Annotated in this window: 20 protein-coding genes and 1 tRNA gene; 11 read left to right on the plus strand and 10 right to left on the minus strand. The window is 69.3% G+C overall.

The annotated features are described in order from the left end of the window. Window positions 1-46: 46 nt before the first annotated feature. Window positions 47-823 carry an MSMEG_4193 family putative phosphomutase gene (locus MXD64_RS14160; RefSeq protein WP_056070259.1) on the minus strand — a complete coding sequence of 259 codons (777 nt, stop codon included), beginning with the start codon at window positions 821-823 and terminating at the stop codon, window positions 47-49. Window positions 824-914: 91 nt separating this feature from the next. On the opposite strand from MXD64_RS14160, the gene MXD64_RS14165 reads away from it, so the two are divergent. Both MXD64_RS14165 and MXD64_RS14170 read left to right on the plus strand, forming a co-directional pair. Next, entirely contained in the window at window positions 915-2069 is a 1155-nt protein-coding gene (locus tag MXD64_RS14165) for an AI-2E family transporter (RefSeq protein ID WP_056070256.1), read from the plus strand. A 76-nt stretch (window positions 2070-2145) separates the two neighbouring features. Next, on the plus strand, window positions 2146-2574 hold the full coding sequence (locus MXD64_RS14170) for a BLUF domain-containing protein (RefSeq protein WP_017888306.1): 429 nt from the start codon (window positions 2146-2148) through the stop codon (window positions 2572-2574). 765 nt (window positions 2575-3339) lie between these two features. Here the strand turns inward: MXD64_RS14170 and MXD64_RS14175 are convergent. The 3 genes from MXD64_RS14175 to MXD64_RS14185 are packed head-to-tail and all read right to left on the minus strand — an operon-like array spanning window position 3340 to window position 6667. Continuing rightward, on the minus strand, window positions 3340-4713 hold the full coding sequence (locus MXD64_RS14175; protein WP_262117937.1) for an ABC transporter substrate-binding protein: 1374 nt from the start codon (window positions 4711-4713) through the stop codon (window positions 3340-3342). 26 nt (window positions 4714-4739) lie between these two features. Beyond that, window positions 4740-5681 (minus strand): carbohydrate ABC transporter permease, encoded by a 942-nt coding sequence (locus MXD64_RS14180; RefSeq protein WP_027466099.1) that lies wholly within the window; start codon window positions 5679-5681, stop codon window positions 4740-4742. Between the two features lie 11 nt (window positions 5682-5692). After that, window positions 5693-6667, minus strand: coding sequence for a carbohydrate ABC transporter permease (locus MXD64_RS14185; protein ID WP_081612346.1), 975 nt, complete (start codon window positions 6665-6667; stop codon window positions 5693-5695). 202 nt (window positions 6668-6869) lie between these two features. On the opposite strand from MXD64_RS14185, the gene MXD64_RS14190 reads away from it, so the two are divergent. Together MXD64_RS14190 and MXD64_RS14195 are read left to right on the plus strand one after the other, a co-directional pair. Further along, window positions 6870-8150, plus strand: a complete 1281-nt coding sequence (locus tag MXD64_RS14190; RefSeq protein WP_081612345.1) for a Gfo/Idh/MocA family protein — start codon at window positions 6870-6872, stop codon at window positions 8148-8150. Between the two features lie 66 nt (window positions 8151-8216). After that, window positions 8217-9239, plus strand: a complete 1023-nt coding sequence (locus MXD64_RS14195) for a LacI family DNA-binding transcriptional regulator (protein WP_042540619.1) — start codon at window positions 8217-8219, stop codon at window positions 9237-9239. Between the two features lie 71 nt (window positions 9240-9310). Here MXD64_RS14195 and MXD64_RS14200 read toward each other — a convergent pair whose 3' ends face one another. Continuing rightward, the gene (locus tag MXD64_RS14200; RefSeq protein WP_263136658.1) at window positions 9311-9766 is read right to left on the minus strand and encodes a winged helix-turn-helix transcriptional regulator; all 456 of its coding nucleotides are present in this window, start codon (window positions 9764-9766) and stop codon (window positions 9311-9313) included. A gap of 84 nt (window positions 9767-9850) precedes the next feature. Here MXD64_RS14200 and MXD64_RS14205 point away from each other — a divergent pair, with 84 nt between their 5' ends. Then, window positions 9851-10546 (plus strand): SDR family oxidoreductase, encoded by a 696-nt coding sequence (locus tag MXD64_RS14205; protein WP_056070240.1) that lies wholly within the window; start codon window positions 9851-9853, stop codon window positions 10544-10546. 84 nt (window positions 10547-10630) lie between these two features. On the opposite strand, the gene MXD64_RS14210 is transcribed toward MXD64_RS14205, so the two are convergent. After that, complete coding sequence (locus MXD64_RS14210; protein ID WP_263136659.1) at window positions 10631-11194, minus strand: GrpB family protein; 564 nt, start codon at window positions 11192-11194, stop codon at window positions 10631-10633. Beyond that, window positions 11191-11721 carry a GNAT family N-acetyltransferase gene (locus tag MXD64_RS14215; protein ID WP_071250642.1) on the minus strand — a complete coding sequence of 177 codons (531 nt, stop codon included), beginning with the start codon at window positions 11719-11721 and terminating at the stop codon, window positions 11191-11193. The genes MXD64_RS14210 and MXD64_RS14215 overlap by 4 nt, the downstream gene beginning before the upstream one ends. 224 nt (window positions 11722-11945) lie before the next feature. Between MXD64_RS14215 and MXD64_RS14220 the strand changes: the two genes are divergently transcribed. From MXD64_RS14220 to MXD64_RS14230, 3 genes are all read left to right on the plus strand, one after another. Then, window positions 11946-12137 carry a hypothetical protein gene (locus MXD64_RS14220; RefSeq protein WP_263136660.1) on the plus strand — a complete coding sequence of 64 codons (192 nt, stop codon included), beginning with the start codon at window positions 11946-11948 and terminating at the stop codon, window positions 12135-12137. Between the two features lie 267 nt (window positions 12138-12404). After that, window positions 12405-12602: a hypothetical protein gene (locus MXD64_RS14225; protein ID WP_263136661.1), complete on the plus strand. Its 198-nt coding sequence runs from the start codon at window positions 12405-12407 to the stop codon at window positions 12600-12602. 298 nt (window positions 12603-12900) lie between these two features. Next, window positions 12901-13443, plus strand: coding sequence for a hypothetical protein (locus MXD64_RS14230; RefSeq protein ID WP_263136662.1), 543 nt, complete (start codon window positions 12901-12903; stop codon window positions 13441-13443). Here MXD64_RS14230 and MXD64_RS14235 read toward each other — a convergent pair. Beyond that, window positions 13440-13730: a hypothetical protein gene (locus MXD64_RS14235; protein ID WP_263136663.1), complete on the minus strand. Its 291-nt coding sequence runs from the start codon at window positions 13728-13730 to the stop codon at window positions 13440-13442. The two genes, MXD64_RS14230 and MXD64_RS14235, sit on opposite strands and share 4 nt — an antisense overlap. A 60-nt stretch (window positions 13731-13790) precedes the next feature. On the opposite strand from MXD64_RS14235, the gene MXD64_RS14240 reads away from it, so the two are divergent. After that, window positions 13791-14081: a hypothetical protein gene (locus MXD64_RS14240; protein WP_263136664.1), complete on the plus strand. Its 291-nt coding sequence runs from the start codon at window positions 13791-13793 to the stop codon at window positions 14079-14081. Between the two features lie 59 nt (window positions 14082-14140). Here the strand turns inward: MXD64_RS14240 and MXD64_RS14245 are convergent, their stop codons facing one another. Then, complete coding sequence (locus tag MXD64_RS14245; protein WP_263136665.1) at window positions 14141-14569, minus strand: hypothetical protein; 429 nt, start codon at window positions 14567-14569, stop codon at window positions 14141-14143. A gap of 60 nt (window positions 14570-14629) precedes the next feature. On the opposite strand from MXD64_RS14245, the gene MXD64_RS14250 reads away from it, so the two are divergent. Further along, window positions 14630-14980 (plus strand): hypothetical protein, encoded by a 351-nt coding sequence (locus MXD64_RS14250; RefSeq protein ID WP_263136666.1) that lies wholly within the window; start codon window positions 14630-14632, stop codon window positions 14978-14980. Then, complete coding sequence (locus MXD64_RS14255; RefSeq protein ID WP_263136668.1) at window positions 14980-16098, plus strand: tyrosine-type recombinase/integrase; 1119 nt, start codon at window positions 14980-14982, stop codon at window positions 16096-16098. The genes MXD64_RS14250 and MXD64_RS14255 overlap by 1 nt, the downstream gene beginning before the upstream one ends. Before the next feature lie 36 nt (window positions 16099-16134). Here the strand turns inward: MXD64_RS14255 and MXD64_RS14260 are convergent. After that, a tRNA-Ser gene (locus tag MXD64_RS14260) sits at window positions 16135-16222 on the minus strand. Window positions 16223-16242 lie beyond the last annotated feature (20 nt).

Here is a 16242-nt window from a genome sequence, read left to right on the forward strand (position 1 = left end):
CCGCATTGTAGGAGCGCTCGGCTCCGCCCGTTCAGGGTCGCGCAGGTCAGCCGGGCGCGTCGGGGGCCGGACGCCCGGTGCCGGTGTGCGCATCGGGTTCCGGATGTCCTGCGCCGCCGCCGACCGCGGCCTCCCCGCTGGGAGCCGGGGCGGTGCGCAGCCAGGACAGGTCGCCCGACTCGGTGTTCGTCGCGACGACCTCGGGGCGGTGCTCGCCGTACCGCACGACCGACACCGAGGCCGGCCCGACGCCGATGCGCTGGAACAGGTCCAGGTGCATGCCGAACGCGTCGGCCAGGACGCTCTTGATGATGTCGCCGTGGCTCACCGCGACCCAGACCGCGCCGGGTCCGTGCTCCGCCTCGACCTCGGCGTCGATGCGCCGGACGGCCGCGACGGCACGGGACTGCATCGTCTGCATGGACTCGCCGCCGGGGAACACGACGGCGCTCGGGTTCGCCTGCACCGTGCGCCAGAGGGGCTCCTTCGCCAGGTCGGCGAGCTTCCGGCCCTGCCACTGCCCGTAGTCGGCCTCGGTGATGGCCCGCTCGATCAGCAGATCGGACGCGCCGGACTGCCGGTCGGGCTGGCGGCCGGGCTGCCGGCCGGGCTGCCGGTCGAGGATCGCGCGGGCGGTCTGTCGGCAGCGCTCGAGCGGACTCGACACCACGGCGACCACGGGCACCGCGGCGATGCGCTCCGCGGTCCGCTCGGCCTGGGTCCGCCCGACGGCGTCGAGTCGCACGCCGGCGGTGCGTCCGGCCAGGACGCCGGTGGCGTTCGCGGTGGTGCGTCCGTGACGGACGAGGAGGACGGTCGCCATGCGCCCGATCCTAGGCGCGCGGACGTGCTGCCCTCGACGCGTTGCCCGTCAGAAGCGGCGCGGCGGCCCGCTGGTCGGTAGCGTCTGGCGCATGCCGTTCTTCCGCGACGCTCCGCGCCCGACCACCCCAGCCCCGCCGTCCAGGGTCCAGGCCGCATGGTCCGACTCCGCCGGGCACTTCGCGACCCGGTGCCTGCAGCTGATCATCGTCGTGGTGGTCGTCGCCGGGGTCGTCTGGGCGAGCAACATCCTGAGCGTCGTCACGATCCCCGTGCTCCTCGCGCTCATCATCGCGTCGGCGATGCACCCGGTCGTGTCGTGGCTGCGCAAGCACCGCGTGCCGTCGGTGCTCGCCACCCTCGCCGTCCTGATCGGCGTGCTCGCGATCCTGGGCCTGATCGGCTGGCTCATCGTCGTCGCGGTCGAGAACCAGTGGTCGCAGCTGCAGAAGTCGGCGGTCGACGGCTTCCAGCAGCTGCAGGAGTTCGCGAAGAACCTGCCGTTCTCGATCTCCGACAAGCAGATCGACGACGCGGTCGCGTCGGCGTCCGACTTCGTCACGAGCGCCCAGTTCGGCTCCGGTGCGCTGGCGGGTGCGTCGGCCACCGCGAACTTCCTGACCGGGCTCGTGCTGATGATCGTCGTGCTGTTCTTCTTCCTGAAGGACGGCCCGAGCATCTGGGAGTTCCTGCTCCGTCCCTTCACCGGTGAGCGCTACGCCCGTGCACGTCGTGTCGGTGACCGGGTCGTCTCGACCCTCGGCGGCTACGTCCGCGGCACCGCCACCGTCGCCGCGGTGGACGCGATCGGCATCGGGGTCAGCATCGCGATCCTCGGCGTGCCCCTGGCCCTGCCGTTGGCCGTCGTCGTCTTCATCACGGCGTTCATCCCGATCGTCGGTGCGACCGCTGCCGGCATCCTCGCCGCCCTCGTCGCGCTCGTCGCGCTCGGCCCGGTGCAGGCACTCATCGTGATCGGCATCGTGGTGCTGGTGAACCAGCTCGAGGGCAACCTGCTGCAGCCCGTCCTGATGGGGCGGACCCTCAAGCTGCACGGCCTCGTCATCCTGATCGGCCTGACCGCCGGCACCGTGCTCGCCGGCATCACGGGCGCGATCATCTCGGTGCCGCTGATCGCCGCGGCATGGGGCGCCATCCTGGTGTGGGACGGCCCGAACACCCCGGCTCGACCCTGGCGGAAGAAGCGCAACGAGGACGTCACCGCGCACGAGCTGCCGCAGGGCTGATCCGCGGCGCCGATCCGTGGGGCGCGTTGCGGACATCCACTTCGCGCAACGGCCTGCCACCCAGCAGTATGGAGGAGTGCTCGTCTCCATCGTCTACATGAGTCGTGCCGTCGTGCCCTTCGACGACCAGGCCATGGCGGTGCTGCTCGCTGAGTCCCGGCTGCGGAACGAAGCGCTCGGGGTCTCCGGGCTCCTGCTCGCCAAGGGTGGCCGGTTCATGCAGCTGCTCGAGGGGCCGGCGTGGAGCGTGCAGGACCGGTACGACGTCATCGCGAAGGACCGGCGGCACGGTGAGGTCAAGTCGCTCGTGCGCGAGGACATCGAGCGCCGGCGCTTCGACGGCTGGTCGATGGCGTACCGAGCACTCGACGACTCCGACATCCGGTCAGAAGCGGGCTTCAGTCCCTTCCTCTCCGGCACGATGGACTTCCCGCGCTCGTTCGACCGGACCAGTGCGGCCTGGCTGCTGAAGTGGTTCCGCGACCGCGAGCTGCACGACCTCTGACCCGTCGGCTGCGCCGCGCCGCCCGGCCAACGCACCGTGCGGGCTTCGCCACCCGGTGCGAGCTTGCCCGCACCGTGCGCACCGCCGGACGGGAGGCCCGTGGCCGGCCCGCACCGCGCCTCCCGGCCGCCGCACCGTGCGCCCACCGCCACCCGGTGCGAGCTTGCCCACACCGTGCGCGCTTACCGCGCCGCACCACGCCACCAACCCCGCACCCAGTCACCACACACGCACCGTGCACACCGCCGAACCGGAGGCCCGTGGCCGACCCGCACCGCGCCTCCCGGCCACCGCACCGTGCGCTCACCGCCACCCGGTGCGAGCTTGCCCGCACCGTGCGCGCTCACAGCGCCGCACCACGCAACCAACCCCGCACCCAGTCACCACACACGCACCGTGCACACCGCCGGACGGGAGGCCCGTGGCGGGCCCGCACCGCGCCTCCCGGCCGCCGCACCGTGCGGGCTTCGCCACCCGGTGCGAGCTTGCCCGCCCCGTGCGCGCTCACAGCGCCGCACCACGCAACCAACCCCGCACCCAGTCACCACACACGCACCGTGCGCCGCCGAACCGGAGGCCCGTGGCCGGCCCGCACCGCGCCTCCCGGCCGCCGCACCGTGCGCCCACCGCCACCCGGTGCGAGCTTGCCCACACCGTGCGCGCTTACCGCGCCGCACCACGCCACCAACCCCGCACCCAGTCACCACACACGCACCGTGCGCACCGCCGAACCGGAGGCCCGTGGCCGACCCGCACCGCGCGCGATCAGGTGAGGGCGAGCAGGTTGTTCACCTGCTCGTTCACCCCGGTCAGCGTCGAGATCGGCTTGCCGTTCGCGTAGACGTCGTCGAAGGCGGGCTGCAGCAGGGCCTGCACGTCGGCGGGGTTCTTCGTGACCGGGAACAGGAACGTCGTTTCCTCCTCGACCTGCCGGGTGAACGCGGAGACGTCCAGGCCGCGCTTCCGGAACGACGCCACGGCAGCCTCGGTGCCCGCGGGACGAGCGGGGAACACGATCCCGCTCCGACCGACGATCCGCTGCGCCTCGTCGCTGCCCAGGAACGCCACCCACTTCGCCGCGGCCTCGGGGTCCTTCGCCTGCTTCGTGATCGAGTCGCCGAGCCCGTTGAACATCGACGCGCGGTGTCCCGCCGGACCGATCGGGGTCGGGGCGACGGCGACGTCGAGGTCGTCCATGCCGAGGTACGAGCCGATCATCCACGAGCCGTTGAACGACAGCGCGCACTTGCCGGCGCCGAGCTGGACCTCGGGCCCGGTCGTGGTGGAGAACACCCCGTACTTCGCCATGTAGCCCTTCTCGGCCAGCCGGTAGTACCAGGCGAGGGTGTCCTGCACGACCCGCTCGTCGTAGCGGAACTTGTCGCCCCAGGGGTTCTCGTTCGTGTAGAACCAGTCGACCGACCCGGTGAACGGCGACCACTGGGTCTGTCCGAAGCCGTCGCCGCCCGACCCGTTCGACGAGATGCCGTAGACGGCGACGTCGTCCTTGTCGAAGCCGTCCTCGTCGCCGCGTCGGCCCTTGGAGTCCACCGTCAGCCGGGCGAGCATCCGCTCGAACGTGCCGCCGTCGTCCGGGTTCCACTCGAGCGACCCGAGTTCCTCAGCGGAGACCCCGGCCTTCGCCATCGCCTTCTTGTCGTAGAACATCGCGACGGTGTCCCAGTCCTTCGGGGAGCCGTAGCGGTGGCCGTCCTGGCCCTTCCACAGTTCGGCGAGCCCGGACTGGTAGTCGTCGTCGCGGATGCCCTTGGTCGCGTCGAGTTCGTCGAGCTTGTAGAGCACGTCGAGGTCGGCGTACTGCGGGAACTTCGTCAGGTGGTCGGTGAAGACGTCGGGCGCGGTGCCGGCGATGAATCCCGCGGTGAGCTTGGTCCAGTAGTCGTTCCACCCGAGCTGGGTGATCTTCACGGTGATGTCCGGGTTCGCGCGGTGGAAGGCGTCGGCGACGGCCTGGTAGGCGGGTTGCTGGTTCGCGTCCCACAACCAGTAGCTCACGGTCCGTGCACCCGATCGGCTGGTCGCGCGCCGACCGGGCGACGAGCAGGCGGCGAGCGCACCGAGGGCCAGGGCGGAGGCGCCGCCGGCGAAGAGGGTGCGGCGGGTCAGTTGGTTCGTCATGGTGTTCGTCCTGTCCGACAGCCGGGTCACTTGATCCCGGAGAAGCCGATGGAGTTGACGATCCGCTTGGCGAAGACGCCGAACAGCAGGATCATCGGGAGCGCCGCCACCAGGGTCGCGGCCATGAGCCCGGCCCAGTCGGTGCCGGACTGCGGGGTCTGCGACTTGAAGACGCCGAGCGCGACGGTCAGCACCCGCGAGCTGTCGGTGTACGACACCATGAGCGGCCAGAAGTAGTCGTTCCAGCTCGTGATGTACGTCAGCACGGCGAGGGTGGCGATCGGGGCCGCCGCCATCGGGATGACGAGCCGGAAGAACACGCGGACCTTGCCGGCGCCGTCGATGAGCGCCGCCTCTTCGACCTCCTTCGAGATGCCGAGGAAGAACTGGCGCAGGAAGAACACCGCGAACGGGGTCATGAACATCGTCGGCAGGGCGATGCCGAGCAGGTTGTCGACGAGCCCGAGCTGCTTGATGAGCGTGAAGTTCGGCAGCAGCGTGAAGATCGCGGGGACCATCAGCCCGGCCAGGAACACCCCGAACACCTTGTCGCGGCCGGGCCAGCGCAGCCGGGCGAAGGCGTAGGCCGCCGCTGCCGAGAAGAACACCTGGCCGACGGTGACGAGCGTCGACACCAGGATCGAGTTGAGCAGGTACCGCCAGAAGTTCAGCGCGGCGCCGGAGCCGCCCTGCGCCAACGCCTCTTCGGTGGACTGCAGGCCGAAGACCCGCTCGAACCCGCCCAGGCTGAACCCGACGGGCAGCAGCGAGGTGGGGTCGGAGTTGATCGCGGTGTTCGACGACAGCGCGGTGCGCAGGATCCAGTAGAACGGGAACAGGGTGACGACGATGACGAGGATCATCGCGACCCAGGCGAGCACCCGGCCGAGCGACGGGCGGCGACGGTGGCCGGCGCCCATCCGGGGCGGGCGGGACGTGGTGACGGAGCGGGTGAGGGTCGTGGTCATGGCGCTTCCGTTCAGTCCAGGTCGGACTCACCCGAGCGGGTGAGTCGGTACTGGATGATCGTGATGATGCTGAGGACGATGAGGAGCGCGACCGAGACCGCGGACGCGTAGCCGAACTGGAACCGACCGAACGCCAGGTTGTAGATGTAGTTCTGCACGACGTTCGTGGCGTTCGCGGGGCCGCCCTGCGTGGTGACGGCGACGGTGTCGAACACCTGGAACGACCCGATCACGGTGATGATGAGCACCAGGGACAGGATCGGGCGGAGCAGCGGCACCGTGATGCGCCAGAACATCTTCCACTCGCTCGCACCGTCGATGCGCCCGGCTTCGTACACGGTCTCGGGCAGGGACTGCAGGCCGGCGAAGATGAGCAGCGCCGTGTAGCCGACGTGCCGCCAGACGTTGATGAGCGCGATCGAGGGGATGCCCCAGACGTCGCTCTGCAGGAACGGGATGCGGTCGAGGCCGAGCGCTGCGAGCATCTCGTTGCCGATGCCGAGCTGGGTGTCGAGGATCCAGAGCCAGACCAGGGCGGCGACGACGTTCGACACCAGGTAGGGCGCGAGCACGATGCCACGCACGAACGTCGACTTGGTCAGCCGGTGCATCATCACGGCGATGAACAGCGCGACGACGGTCTGGATGACGATGTTGATGAGGACGTACTCGATCGTCACGACCATCGAGTGCCAGAAGATCGAGTCCTGCACCAGTCGGGCGTAGTTCTGCAGGCCGGTGAACTCGGGCTCGGTGAGCAGGTTGTACGAGGTGAAGCTCAGGTAGATGCCCCGCACGGTCGGCCAGGCGAGGAACACCGCGAACCCGACGGCTGCCGGTGCGATGAAGACGAGCGCGAGCCACAGGTCGTTCCTGGGGCGGCGCCGCGGGGCGGTGGTGCGGGCACGGGCGAGGTCGGCGGACCGACTCCTCCGTCTCGTGCTGGCGGTCGTCAAGGGTGACGACACAGGGCTCTCGGTTGCCATCGCGACTCCTTCGTCTGCGGTGGACTGACGTGCAGCAGTCCGTGAGCCGGGAATCTACACGTGGGGACCACGGCTCGCAAGAGGCTTTTTCCGGGCCGTGGACAGGGGTTGTCACGTGTAGACAGCGTGTGTCAGGATGGCGCTCGATCGCATCGGAGCGACCCGCTCGGCGACGCATCCCACACCCCTGGAAAGGTCACTGATGATCTCTGTCGGAATGGTCGGCGCGGGCCAGTTCGCCCCCCAGTTCGCCAAGCTGTTCAAGCTCCACCCCGACGTCGACCGGGTCTACGTCACGGACCTGGTCGACGAGCGGGCATCCGAACTCGTCGAGACGCAGCACCTCGACGGCACCTTCGACGACTTCGACGCCGTCCTCGCCTCGGACGTCGACGCCGTCGCGATCTTCACGCAGCGCTGGACCCACGGCCCGCTCGTGGTCAAGGCCCTGCGCGCTGGCAAGCACGTGTACTCCGCCGTGCCGATGGCGATCTCGGTCGACGAGATCCGCGACATCATCCAGGCGGTCCGCGAGACCGGCCTGACCTACATGATGGGCGAGACGAGCTACTACAACCCCGCGACGGTGTTCGCCCGCAAGCAGGTCGCCGCCGGCGCCTTCGGTCGGGTCTTCTACGCCGAGGGCGACTACGTGCACGACATGGACCTCGGCTTCTACGCCGCGTACCAGTACAGCGGGGGCGACGAGTGGAAGCGCACCGCCAGCTACCCGCCCATGCTCTACCCGACGCACTCCGTCGGCGGGGTCCTCGGCGCGATCCCCGGGCACGCGGTCAGCGTCAGCTGCATCGGCGTGAAGGACGACCGCGGCGACGGCGTCTTCGACAAGGACGTCAGCCAGTTCGACAACGACTTCTCGAACGCCACCGCCCTGTTCGAGCTCGACAACGGCGGGGTCATGCGCATCAACGAGATGCGTCGCGTCGGCTACCCGTCGCACATCCGCGAGTCGCGGTTCCGCTACTTCGGCACCGAGGCCAGCTTCGAGCAGCTCGCGAAGACGAGCGTGTGGCAGGACAAGGAGGACTCGTACGACATCAGCGACAAGATCGACACCCAGGCGACGATGTCCCTCGACGACCCGCGCCTGGCCGACGTCGACCCGTCCCTGCGTGACGCGTTCGTGTCCGGCTACGCCGAGGTGCACGACACCGACCGCCTGCCCGCCGAGTACGACGGCGTGCCGACCGGGCACGAGGGCAGCCACCAGTTCCTGGCCGACGACTTCGTCCGCGCCGTCGTCGACCGGACCCTGCCGCCGGTGAACGCCTGGACCGCCGCGCGCTTCACCCTGCCGGGCATCATCGCCCACCAGTCGGCGCTGCAGGGCGGCGCCCGGCTCGAGGTGCCGGACTTCGGCGACGCCCCGGAGACGACGAACGCCGGAGCGACGCCCGCGACGCCGACGAGCGCACCGACGTCAGCCGGCAGCACGTCGTCGGCTACGATCGCGTCCGAGTAACACGTGTCGTTCGGGTGCCGGTCCGTCGTGGCCTGCACCCGAACGACGCTCCCGGACCCGACGAAGGTGGCACCCGTGACCGTCCCGACGAACCCGAGGGCGGTCACCCGCGCGGACGTCGCCCGCTACGCCGGTGTCAGCACCTCCGTCGTCAGCTACGTCGTGCACGACGGCCCCCGCCCCGTCGCCGCCGCCACCGCCGCACGTGTCCGCGAGGCCATCCGCGTCCTCGGCTACCGCCCGAACGCGAGCGCCCAGGCCCTGCGCACCGGCTCGTCGAAGATGCTCGGCCTGATCGTTCCGGAGCTCGACAACCCCTTCTGGTCCGAGCTCGCCGTCGCCGTCACGCACGCCGCCGCAGCACGCGGCTACGACGTCCTGCTCGCCAACAGCGACGGCGATGCCGCCCAGGAGCGTGAGCGGCTCCGCAGCCTCTCCGCCCGCCAGGTCGACGGTGTCATCGTGACGAGCATCATGACCCACCCGGACCTGTCGACCGTCACCGACCCCGGCCTGCCGATGGTCCTGCTCAACACGTTCTTCGAGGTCCCCGAGTACGCGAGCATCGGTGTCGACGCCCTGCGCGGCGCCCTCGACGGGACCCGCCACCTGGTCGAGCACGGCTACCCCTCGATCGGCCTCGTGATGGGGCACACCGGATCGATGGAGCTCCGCGAGCAGGGCTGGATGCGTGCCCTGCGCCAGGCCGGCCTGCCCGACGGGCCCATCGTCCGTACCGACTTCACCCGCCGCGGTGGCTACGAAGCCGGACTCCGCATGTTCGCCGACGAGACCGGGCCCCGAGCCGTCTTCGTCAGCTCGGACATGCAGGCGATCGGCGTCATGCGGGCACTGTGGGAGCTCGGTCTGCGCGTCCCCGAGGACGTCGCGATCGTGTCGTTCGACGGCGCGGCCGAAGCGGACTACACGAACCCGCAGCTCACCACGGTCCGGCAGCCGATCGAGACGATGGCGGTCGCCGCGGTCGACCGCGTGCTCGGCCTCGACGCCGACAACCAGTGGCACCGTGACCTGGTCCCCGCCGAGTTGGTCCTCGGCGCGAGCTGCGGGTGCGACGTGCGTCGCTGACGCACCCAAAAGCGGACTGGAGGTTCGGGGGCGGGGCCGCAACGGGCCTCCCGTCCGTCAGCTGGTCGCGTTCAGGGCGCCGGCTCCATGACGGCACGCAGGCGCGCGGTCGGGATGCGCTGCTGCGCATCCACCGTCACGGCGGCGGCCTCGACCGCCTCGCCGCTGTCGGCGTCGACGAAGCGCAGGTCCGACGGCCGCTCGGACGGGCGGTGCCGGTCCGCCCAGCTGCCGAGGGCGAGCAGCACGAGCGACAGGTCGCGGCCGGCGCCGGTCAGGACGTACTCCTCGCGGGCACGGGCTCCCTCGGGCTTGTAGGTCGTGCGCTCGAGCACTCCCCCGTCGACGAGTGAGGCCAGGCGTGCGGTCAGGACCTCGCGCGGGATGCCGAGGCTCTGCTGGAACTGGCTGAAGCGGGTCGAGCCGCCGAGGGCGTCGCGGACGATCATGAGCGTCCACTTCTCACCGAGGACGTCGAGGGAGCGTGCGATGGGGCAGCGCTCGTCGCCGCCGAGGATGCCGAGCATGTGTTCATCCTAGCTGGGTTCGATTTCCGGACACAACGTGCTAGGTTCGATTTCCGTACTCAACTTCTCTTCTCTGGAGCACTCATGACCAACCTCACCAACGCCGTCGTCCTCGTCACCGGAGCGAACGGCGGCCTCGGCGCCGAGTTCGTCCGCCAGGCACTGGAGCGTGGCGCCACCAAGGTCTACGCGACCGCCCGCAACCCGCGCACCTGGGACGACGAGCGCATCGTCCCGCTCGCCCTCGACGTCACGAGCCAGGAGAGCGTCGACGCCGCAGCCCGCGCCGCGGCTGACGTGACCGTCGTCGTGAACAACGCCGGGATCGCCGGCTCCGACCCGCTCGTCGATGTCTCCGTCGAAGAGGTCGAGCGCATCTTCGCCACCAATGTCTTCGGCGCACTCCGCGTCGCCAAGACCTTCGCCCCCTCGATCGCGAACGGTGCACTGATCGACGTGCACTCCGCGCTGAGCTGGGTCGCCCTCGCCGGCGCGTACTCGGCGTCGAAGGCTGCGTTCTGGTCGATCACGAACTCCCTGCGCCTCGAGCTCGCACCCCAGGGCACCCAGGTCGTCGGCGCCCACCTCGGCTACACCGACACCGGCATGATCGCCGACCTCGACGTCGAGAAGTCCGACCCCGCCGACATCGTGCGTTCGATCTGGGACGCGGTCGAGGCCGGCGAGCACGAGGTCCTCGCCGACCAGGTCAGCCGCGACGTCCGTGCCGGCCTGAGCGCCCCGCTCACCGCGCTCTACCCGATGCTCACCAGCGCCTGAGACCTGTTCCCGTTCGGGCGCTGACGGTTCTGGTTCGCGAACACCCGTATTCGTGAACCAGAACCGTCACCCGCCCCGATCGCGTCAGCCGCCCGCGCCGCGGTCCGTGATCCGACGGTTCGTGGCGGTGATGGCGGCGCGCTCGTCGTCGGACAGGCCGCCGACGCGCAGGATCCGTCCCAGCACCTCGCTCTTGCGCTCGATGTAGTCGTCGATGTCCTCGGCCTCGGTGGCTGCCCGGCGCTTCACGGCGGCGTACTCGTCGCGGAGCGCCGGGTCGGCACGCAGCACGTCGCGGACGGCCAGGTGGTTCCGCAGCGCGAGCGACCCGGCCGCGACGACGTAGGTGTTCGTCGGGGCGAACCGCTCCGGTGCCCGGAACGCCTGCCTGTCCGGGACGCCGAGTTCACCACGCGGCTCGAAGTCCATCGTCGCCATCGCCGCCACTGCAGCCGGGACGTCGGCAGCGTCCACCACGACGTCGACGTCGAGCACGGGCTTCGCCGCCAAGCCGGGCACGGACGTGCTGCCCACGTGCTCGATGCTCCGGAACCGCACGTCAGCATCGTCGAGTGCGGCGGCGTACGCATCGCGCAGCTGCCGGAACCGCTCGGGCCAGGCAGGTCGGTACTCGACGACCTCGATCACGGGACCGGCGTGGGGGCGAGGAGCTGGAACATGACGTGGTCGCGCCAGACCCCGTCGATCTTGATGTACTCCGGCGCGAAGCCGTACCGGGTGAAGCCGGCCGACTCGAGCGCGCGCTGCGAGCCGACGTTCTCGGGCAGGGTCTCGGCCTGCACGCGGTGCAGACGGAGCACGTCGAACGCGTGATCGGCGGCCGCGCGGACAGCGCGGGACGCGTGGCCCTGGCGCGTGCGGTCGGCGCGGATCCAGTACCCCATCGCGCACGACTGCAGGGCGCCACGGACGACACCGCTCAGCGTGATGCGGCCGAGGAGTTCCCCGTCGGTCGACTCGATGACGAAGGGCACCGCGTTGCCGGACCGCTGCGCGGCGAGGGCCTGCGTGATGACGTCCCGCTGCCCGGACTCGGTGAAGTACGACGGCGCTCGGGACGGTTCCCACGGTCGCAGGTGGTCGGCGTTCTCGGTGATGACCGCAGCCAGGACGGCCGCGTCGTCGAGGCGGAGTGGTCGCAACCGTGTGTCCATCGCGGAGGGTGTGGGATTCGAACCCGCCCCACCGCCCCGCGGGTACGCGGCGGACGCCTCAGATCGGTGGAAAGACGGCAACGTAGGACACTCCTCGATCACAACAGTGTGGGTGAATCACGTGGTGGTGTGGGCAAAATGTGGGCAGGGACACGTTTCGACCCTGGGAGCTCTCCCGACAGTCTGACCCATACGGACAACAGCCCTGGTCCACGCTGCACGGCATGGACATTGACGACTCAACTCGCCTGGTGGCGAAGAGGCTGCGCGCCGCGCTCCGTGAGGCCGGCATGTCGGTGCCGAGCTTGTACCGAAAGCTCCGCGGCGAACGGCACATCACCTTCACCGAGCTCGTGCACATCGCCGTCCTCACGGAACGACACCCGAGCTCGTTCTTGCGGAACCTCGATGCTTGACGCGGTTCGGCTCGATGATGCCCGGCTGGCGTACTCGATCGCGGGGTTTGCCGCGGCCGTGGGGTTGTCGACCCAGACGATCCGGAACCTCGTGCGCGACCACTACCTGACGGTCGTATACCCGACTCCGAGTCGGTCGAAGGCACTCATCACCCGCGATGAAGGGTTGCGCTGGTTAGCGTCTCTCTCCCAGGGCTGAGTACACGCCGGCGCGGCTCGTCAGATCTGTCGATTGCCAGTCAGCGATCGTGCCGCGACGATCGATGCGTGGAAGACCAGGGGCAACTCGCGTACTGGATCGATCACTTCGCTGCAGTCTGCGACCTGTCCGGCTGGACGATCCGCCAGGCGATTCGGAGGGGCGAGCTGGTGCCGAAGTACCCGGGGAAGAAGAAGGCGCTCATCCTGCGCGAGGAGGGGGAACGCTGGCTGCAGTCGCTCCCGGATGAGCCGCGGCGGCTGTAGCTCTGCGTGTCGGAGGTCCCCCGCTACCGTCTCCGGGTGACCAGGCGACGTAGGGACAGGTGGGCGCTCGGCCCGGCGTTGAGTCTGCCCGAGGCGGCCTACGGTGGCCCCGTATACGACCTCGCAGATCCGGACCCGGTCCTCGCCTGGGTGACCTTCCCCGATCGCACTCTCGAGGTCGAGGCCCGCGTCATCGCGTACACAGACCGCGCCGCACTCGTCGAGTGGGGCTTCAGTCAGGCGGCCGAGTGCGGGTGGGTGTGGCGTGACGCGGTTGGCACCGCGCTACGGTGACGGGATGGACAGTGCGACAGCCGGACTACTTGGCGCAGCCATCGGTGGGGCGGCGTCGCTTCTCGGCTCAGCAGTAGCGCCTTGGCTCCGAGACATTGCCGACCGCAAGCATCAGGCGAAGCGGTCACAGGCGACACTAACGAGGGACGCGCTGACCCTGCTTTTGGCCGCAGCGACTCAGCAGACTCAGTCGCTCGAGCAGTACCGCGCCTCCACGGAACGAGAAGCGACCGTGGTCATGGAGATTCGGTTGCTCGACCGGAAGTACAGCAAAGAGGTCAGCGAGACGCTGATGTACGCGCTGACGTTGCTTCGCATGGATCCGAAACGGCTGACCGGCGTAACGTCCATCCTCACCGACGTCCTGCCCGCGTGGCACGCAGGGAGGATCGATGGCCTCGCGGTTCGCGATGCGGTCTGGAACGCTTACCCCTTCGAAGAGGTCCTCGATGATGACGCGATCCGCACCCTTTTCGAGAGCGAACGCGGCCACCCCCAAGCAACCGAGGACGAAGCACCGCCGAAACCATCGAACGAAGGCAGCTAGCCCAGCGTCAGGAAGTTGCCGACGGTGCCAGCGATGATGCCGGTCACGAGGAGTCCCACGGCCATCCCCTGACGTTCCATCGCCTCGAGCAGGAAGACCTCCGCCGAGTCGGAAGACTGGCGCGGTGGCCACACGTGGCCGTCTGCGGCTCCGCCGCCGTCGACGATGTGTTCGACAGGTGTGTCGAGCTTCTTCTTCGCTGACCTGATGCCGCGGACGACGAGGAGTACGCCCCCGAGCTCCGCGACGGCGGACACGGCGAACAAGATCCCGGCTGCGATGTTCATCGACTCAGCATGGCCGAGACGCGCGCGGATGGACCAGGGGCGTGCGGCTACGGTCGCAGTATGACGGACTACCAGAACATCGAGATCGGCTCGACAGTCAAGGTGGACTACACCGAGCCTGCACGCCTCCACCGGCACAGCGAGACCGAATACCGCGCGCACCGCCGCGACGAGCACGGTGACTGGGCCACCGTCGCCAACATCGACCGCGTCGACGATGACGAGCACCCCTGGTGGGTGTCGCCGCCGTTCGACGGCGGCCCTGATGGAGACGGATACTCCGGATTTCGTGCGGCGCTCTGGGCCGGACTTGCACTCGACGTCCCGAATGATCCGACCTACTTCGGCTGATCGCGCAAAAGACCCCCTCGAGCTCCTTCGGGAGCTCGAGGGGGTCTTGTCTGTGGTCGTCAGCCCCAGTTGCGGTCGCTGACCTTCTGCGCGGGGTTGCCGGCCCAGACCTCACCGGCGGGCACGTCCTTCGTGACGACGGAGTTCGCACCGATCACCGCGCCGGCACCGATGTGTCGGTCACTGGTTCCCGTGAGGATCACGGCACCGGTGCAGAGGATCGCTCCGTCCCCGATGTACGTGTCGCCCGGGTACGACCCGTCGAGGCGCGCTCGACCGATCGTGACGTGGTGGTAGATCCGCACGTCGTCGCCGATCTTCACTCGAGGGTGCAGGACCGTGCCGACACCGCGGTGCTCGATGGTCAGACGCTTCCCCACTTCGATCGACGCAGGGCAGTCGAACCCCATCGCATAGCCGACCTTGCGGAGCAGGCTGCCGAGCACGGGCACACGCCGGTAGTCGACGATCATCGAGGTCATCCCCATGATGGCGAGACTACTTCACCATGAGGGCGCGTTCAGGTCCTAGACATCCCGCCCGTCGCCTTGGCCCTGCCCGTGCACCAACCGTTCCAGCACGTGCAGGTCGTTCGGGGCGAGACCGAATTGGAGTCCACGACGGCCGCCACGTTGATCGACTGGTTCCTCGAGCGTCCGGGCCTGAACGACCGCCCGCGCCCCGCAGGTCCCGGCCGAACGCTCGTGCTTGCGATCCTCCGAGCGCTCGCCAGGTACCAGAACCAGTGGCGTCGCACCTACCTCGACTCTCGACACAGCGATGAACAGAAAGCCAGCAACCCGGCGCGGTACGAAGAGAACGAGCGAGAGCTGGCGCGTGACCGTCAGGAGCTGCTCGACCTCGGCGTCGAGATGCCCGAACGCGGCACCTTCAGCTGATGGGGTCGGTCGAGCCGTACACGACGAAGGCCGGTCGGCGGTACCGGGTCCGCTACCGCACGCCCGACCGAACGCAGACTGACAAGCGCGGGTTCACGACCAAGCGCGACGCCGAGCTGTTCCTCGCTTCGGTCGAGGTGTCGAAGGCTCGGGGCGAGTTCGTACGCCCGGAGGACGCCCGGGAGACGATCGGCGCGCTCGGCCCGGTCTGGCTGGCGAACCAGACACACCTCAAGCCGTCGTCGTTCCGTCCCCTCGAGATCGCCTGGCGACTCCACGTCGAGCCGGTGTGGGGCGCGAAGAAGGTGTCCGAGGTGAAGCACAGCGCGGTGCAGACGTGGGTCACGTCAATGAACTCGGCGAGCGCGACGACGGTGATCCGCAACTACGGGGTGCTCGCGAGCATCCTGGACACCGCGGTGAAGGATCGGCGGATCCTGAGCAACCCTGCGCGCGACGTCAACCTGCCGAGGAAGAAGCGCAAGGAGCACGTCTACCTGACGCATGAGCAGGTGTCTGACCTCGCGCTCGCTGCGGGTGACCGGGCGACGCTCGTCCTGGTGCTGGCGTACACCGGCCTGCGGTGGGGAGAGGCAGTCGGGCTCCGGGTGAAGGACGTCGACTTCGCGCGCCGGCGGCTCAACGTGACGGTGAACGCGGTCGAGATCGCGAACGTCATCACGGTCGGGACGCCGAAGACGCACAAGCGGCGCTCCGTGCCCTTCCCTGCCCTGCTGGCTGCGGCGCTCCGAGAGCGCTGCGTCGGAAAGAGCGACGACGAGCTCGTGTTCGCGACGAAGAACGGCACGCACGAGCGTCGCTGGCACAACGACCACGGTTGGTTCCCCGCGGCGGTGAGGAAGGCGGGCATCCCGTCGACGACACCTCACGGGCTCCGGCACACAGCCGCGAGCCTCGCCGTCAGCGCCGGCGCGAACGTGAAGGCCGTGCAGCGGATGCTCGGCCACGCCTCCGCAGCGATGACGCTCGACGTGTACGCCGACCTGTTCGAACACGACCTGGACATCGTTGCGGGCCGCCTCGATGACGGGCTCGCGCAGACGGTTGTGGGCAAGATGTGGGCAGAGGCCTCCCGGAACGAAGACGAGGCCCGCTAGATCCGCTTATTGCTGCGGATCAACGGACCTCGGTAGTGGCGGAGGGTGTGGGATTCGAACCCACGAGACATCTCTGCCCACCTGTTTTCAAGACAGGCTCCATCGGCCGCTCGGACAACCCTCCAGTGACGCGACCACGTGGCG

The sequence above is a fragment of the Curtobacterium sp. Arg-1 genome (assembly GCF_025643395.1).
In the GTDB taxonomy this organism is placed as follows: domain Bacteria; phylum Actinomycetota; class Actinomycetes; order Actinomycetales; family Microbacteriaceae; genus Curtobacterium; species Curtobacterium poinsettiae.

What these genes read in the sequence shown, in the direction of transcription:
- MXD64_RS14205 (WP_056070240.1), top strand. Translation starts at nt 9,851, where the DNA reads ATGACCAACCTCACCAACGCCGTCGTCCTCGTCACCGGAGCGAACGGC.
- MXD64_RS14180 (WP_027466099.1), bottom strand. Translation starts at nt 5,681, where the DNA reads ATGACCACGACCCTCACCCGCTCCGTCACCACGTCCCGCCCGCCCCGG.
- MXD64_RS14240 (WP_263136664.1), top strand. Translation starts at nt 13,791, where the DNA reads ATGACGGACTACCAGAACATCGAGATCGGCTCGACAGTCAAGGTGGAC.
- MXD64_RS14255 (WP_263136668.1), top strand. Translation starts at nt 14,980, where the DNA reads ATGGGGTCGGTCGAGCCGTACACGACGAAGGCCGGTCGGCGGTACCGG.
- MXD64_RS14220 (WP_263136660.1), top strand. Translation starts at nt 11,946, where the DNA reads ATGGACATTGACGACTCAACTCGCCTGGTGGCGAAGAGGCTGCGCGCC.
- MXD64_RS14160 (WP_056070259.1), bottom strand. Translation starts at nt 823, where the DNA reads ATGGCGACCGTCCTCCTCGTCCGTCACGGACGCACCACCGCGAACGCC.
- MXD64_RS14185 (WP_081612346.1), bottom strand. Translation starts at nt 6,667, where the DNA reads ATGGCAACCGAGAGCCCTGTGTCGTCACCCTTGACGACCGCCAGCACG.
- MXD64_RS14165 (WP_056070256.1), top strand. Translation starts at nt 915, where the DNA reads ATGCCGTTCTTCCGCGACGCTCCGCGCCCGACCACCCCAGCCCCGCCG.
- MXD64_RS14245 (WP_263136665.1), bottom strand. Translation starts at nt 14,569, where the DNA reads ATGGGGATGACCTCGATGATCGTCGACTACCGGCGTGTGCCCGTGCTC.
- MXD64_RS14200 (WP_263136658.1), bottom strand. Translation starts at nt 9,766, where the DNA reads ATGCTCGGCATCCTCGGCGGCGACGAGCGCTGCCCCATCGCACGCTCC.
- MXD64_RS14215 (WP_071250642.1), bottom strand. Translation starts at nt 11,721, where the DNA reads ATGGACACACGGTTGCGACCACTCCGCCTCGACGACGCGGCCGTCCTG.
- MXD64_RS14190 (WP_081612345.1), top strand. Translation starts at nt 6,870, where the DNA reads ATGATCTCTGTCGGAATGGTCGGCGCGGGCCAGTTCGCCCCCCAGTTC.
- MXD64_RS14175 (WP_262117937.1), bottom strand. Translation starts at nt 4,713, where the DNA reads ATGACGAACCAACTGACCCGCCGCACCCTCTTCGCCGGCGGCGCCTCC.
- MXD64_RS14235 (WP_263136663.1), bottom strand. Translation starts at nt 13,730, where the DNA reads ATGAACATCGCAGCCGGGATCTTGTTCGCCGTGTCCGCCGTCGCGGAG.
- MXD64_RS14230 (WP_263136662.1), top strand. Translation starts at nt 12,901, where the DNA reads ATGGACAGTGCGACAGCCGGACTACTTGGCGCAGCCATCGGTGGGGCG.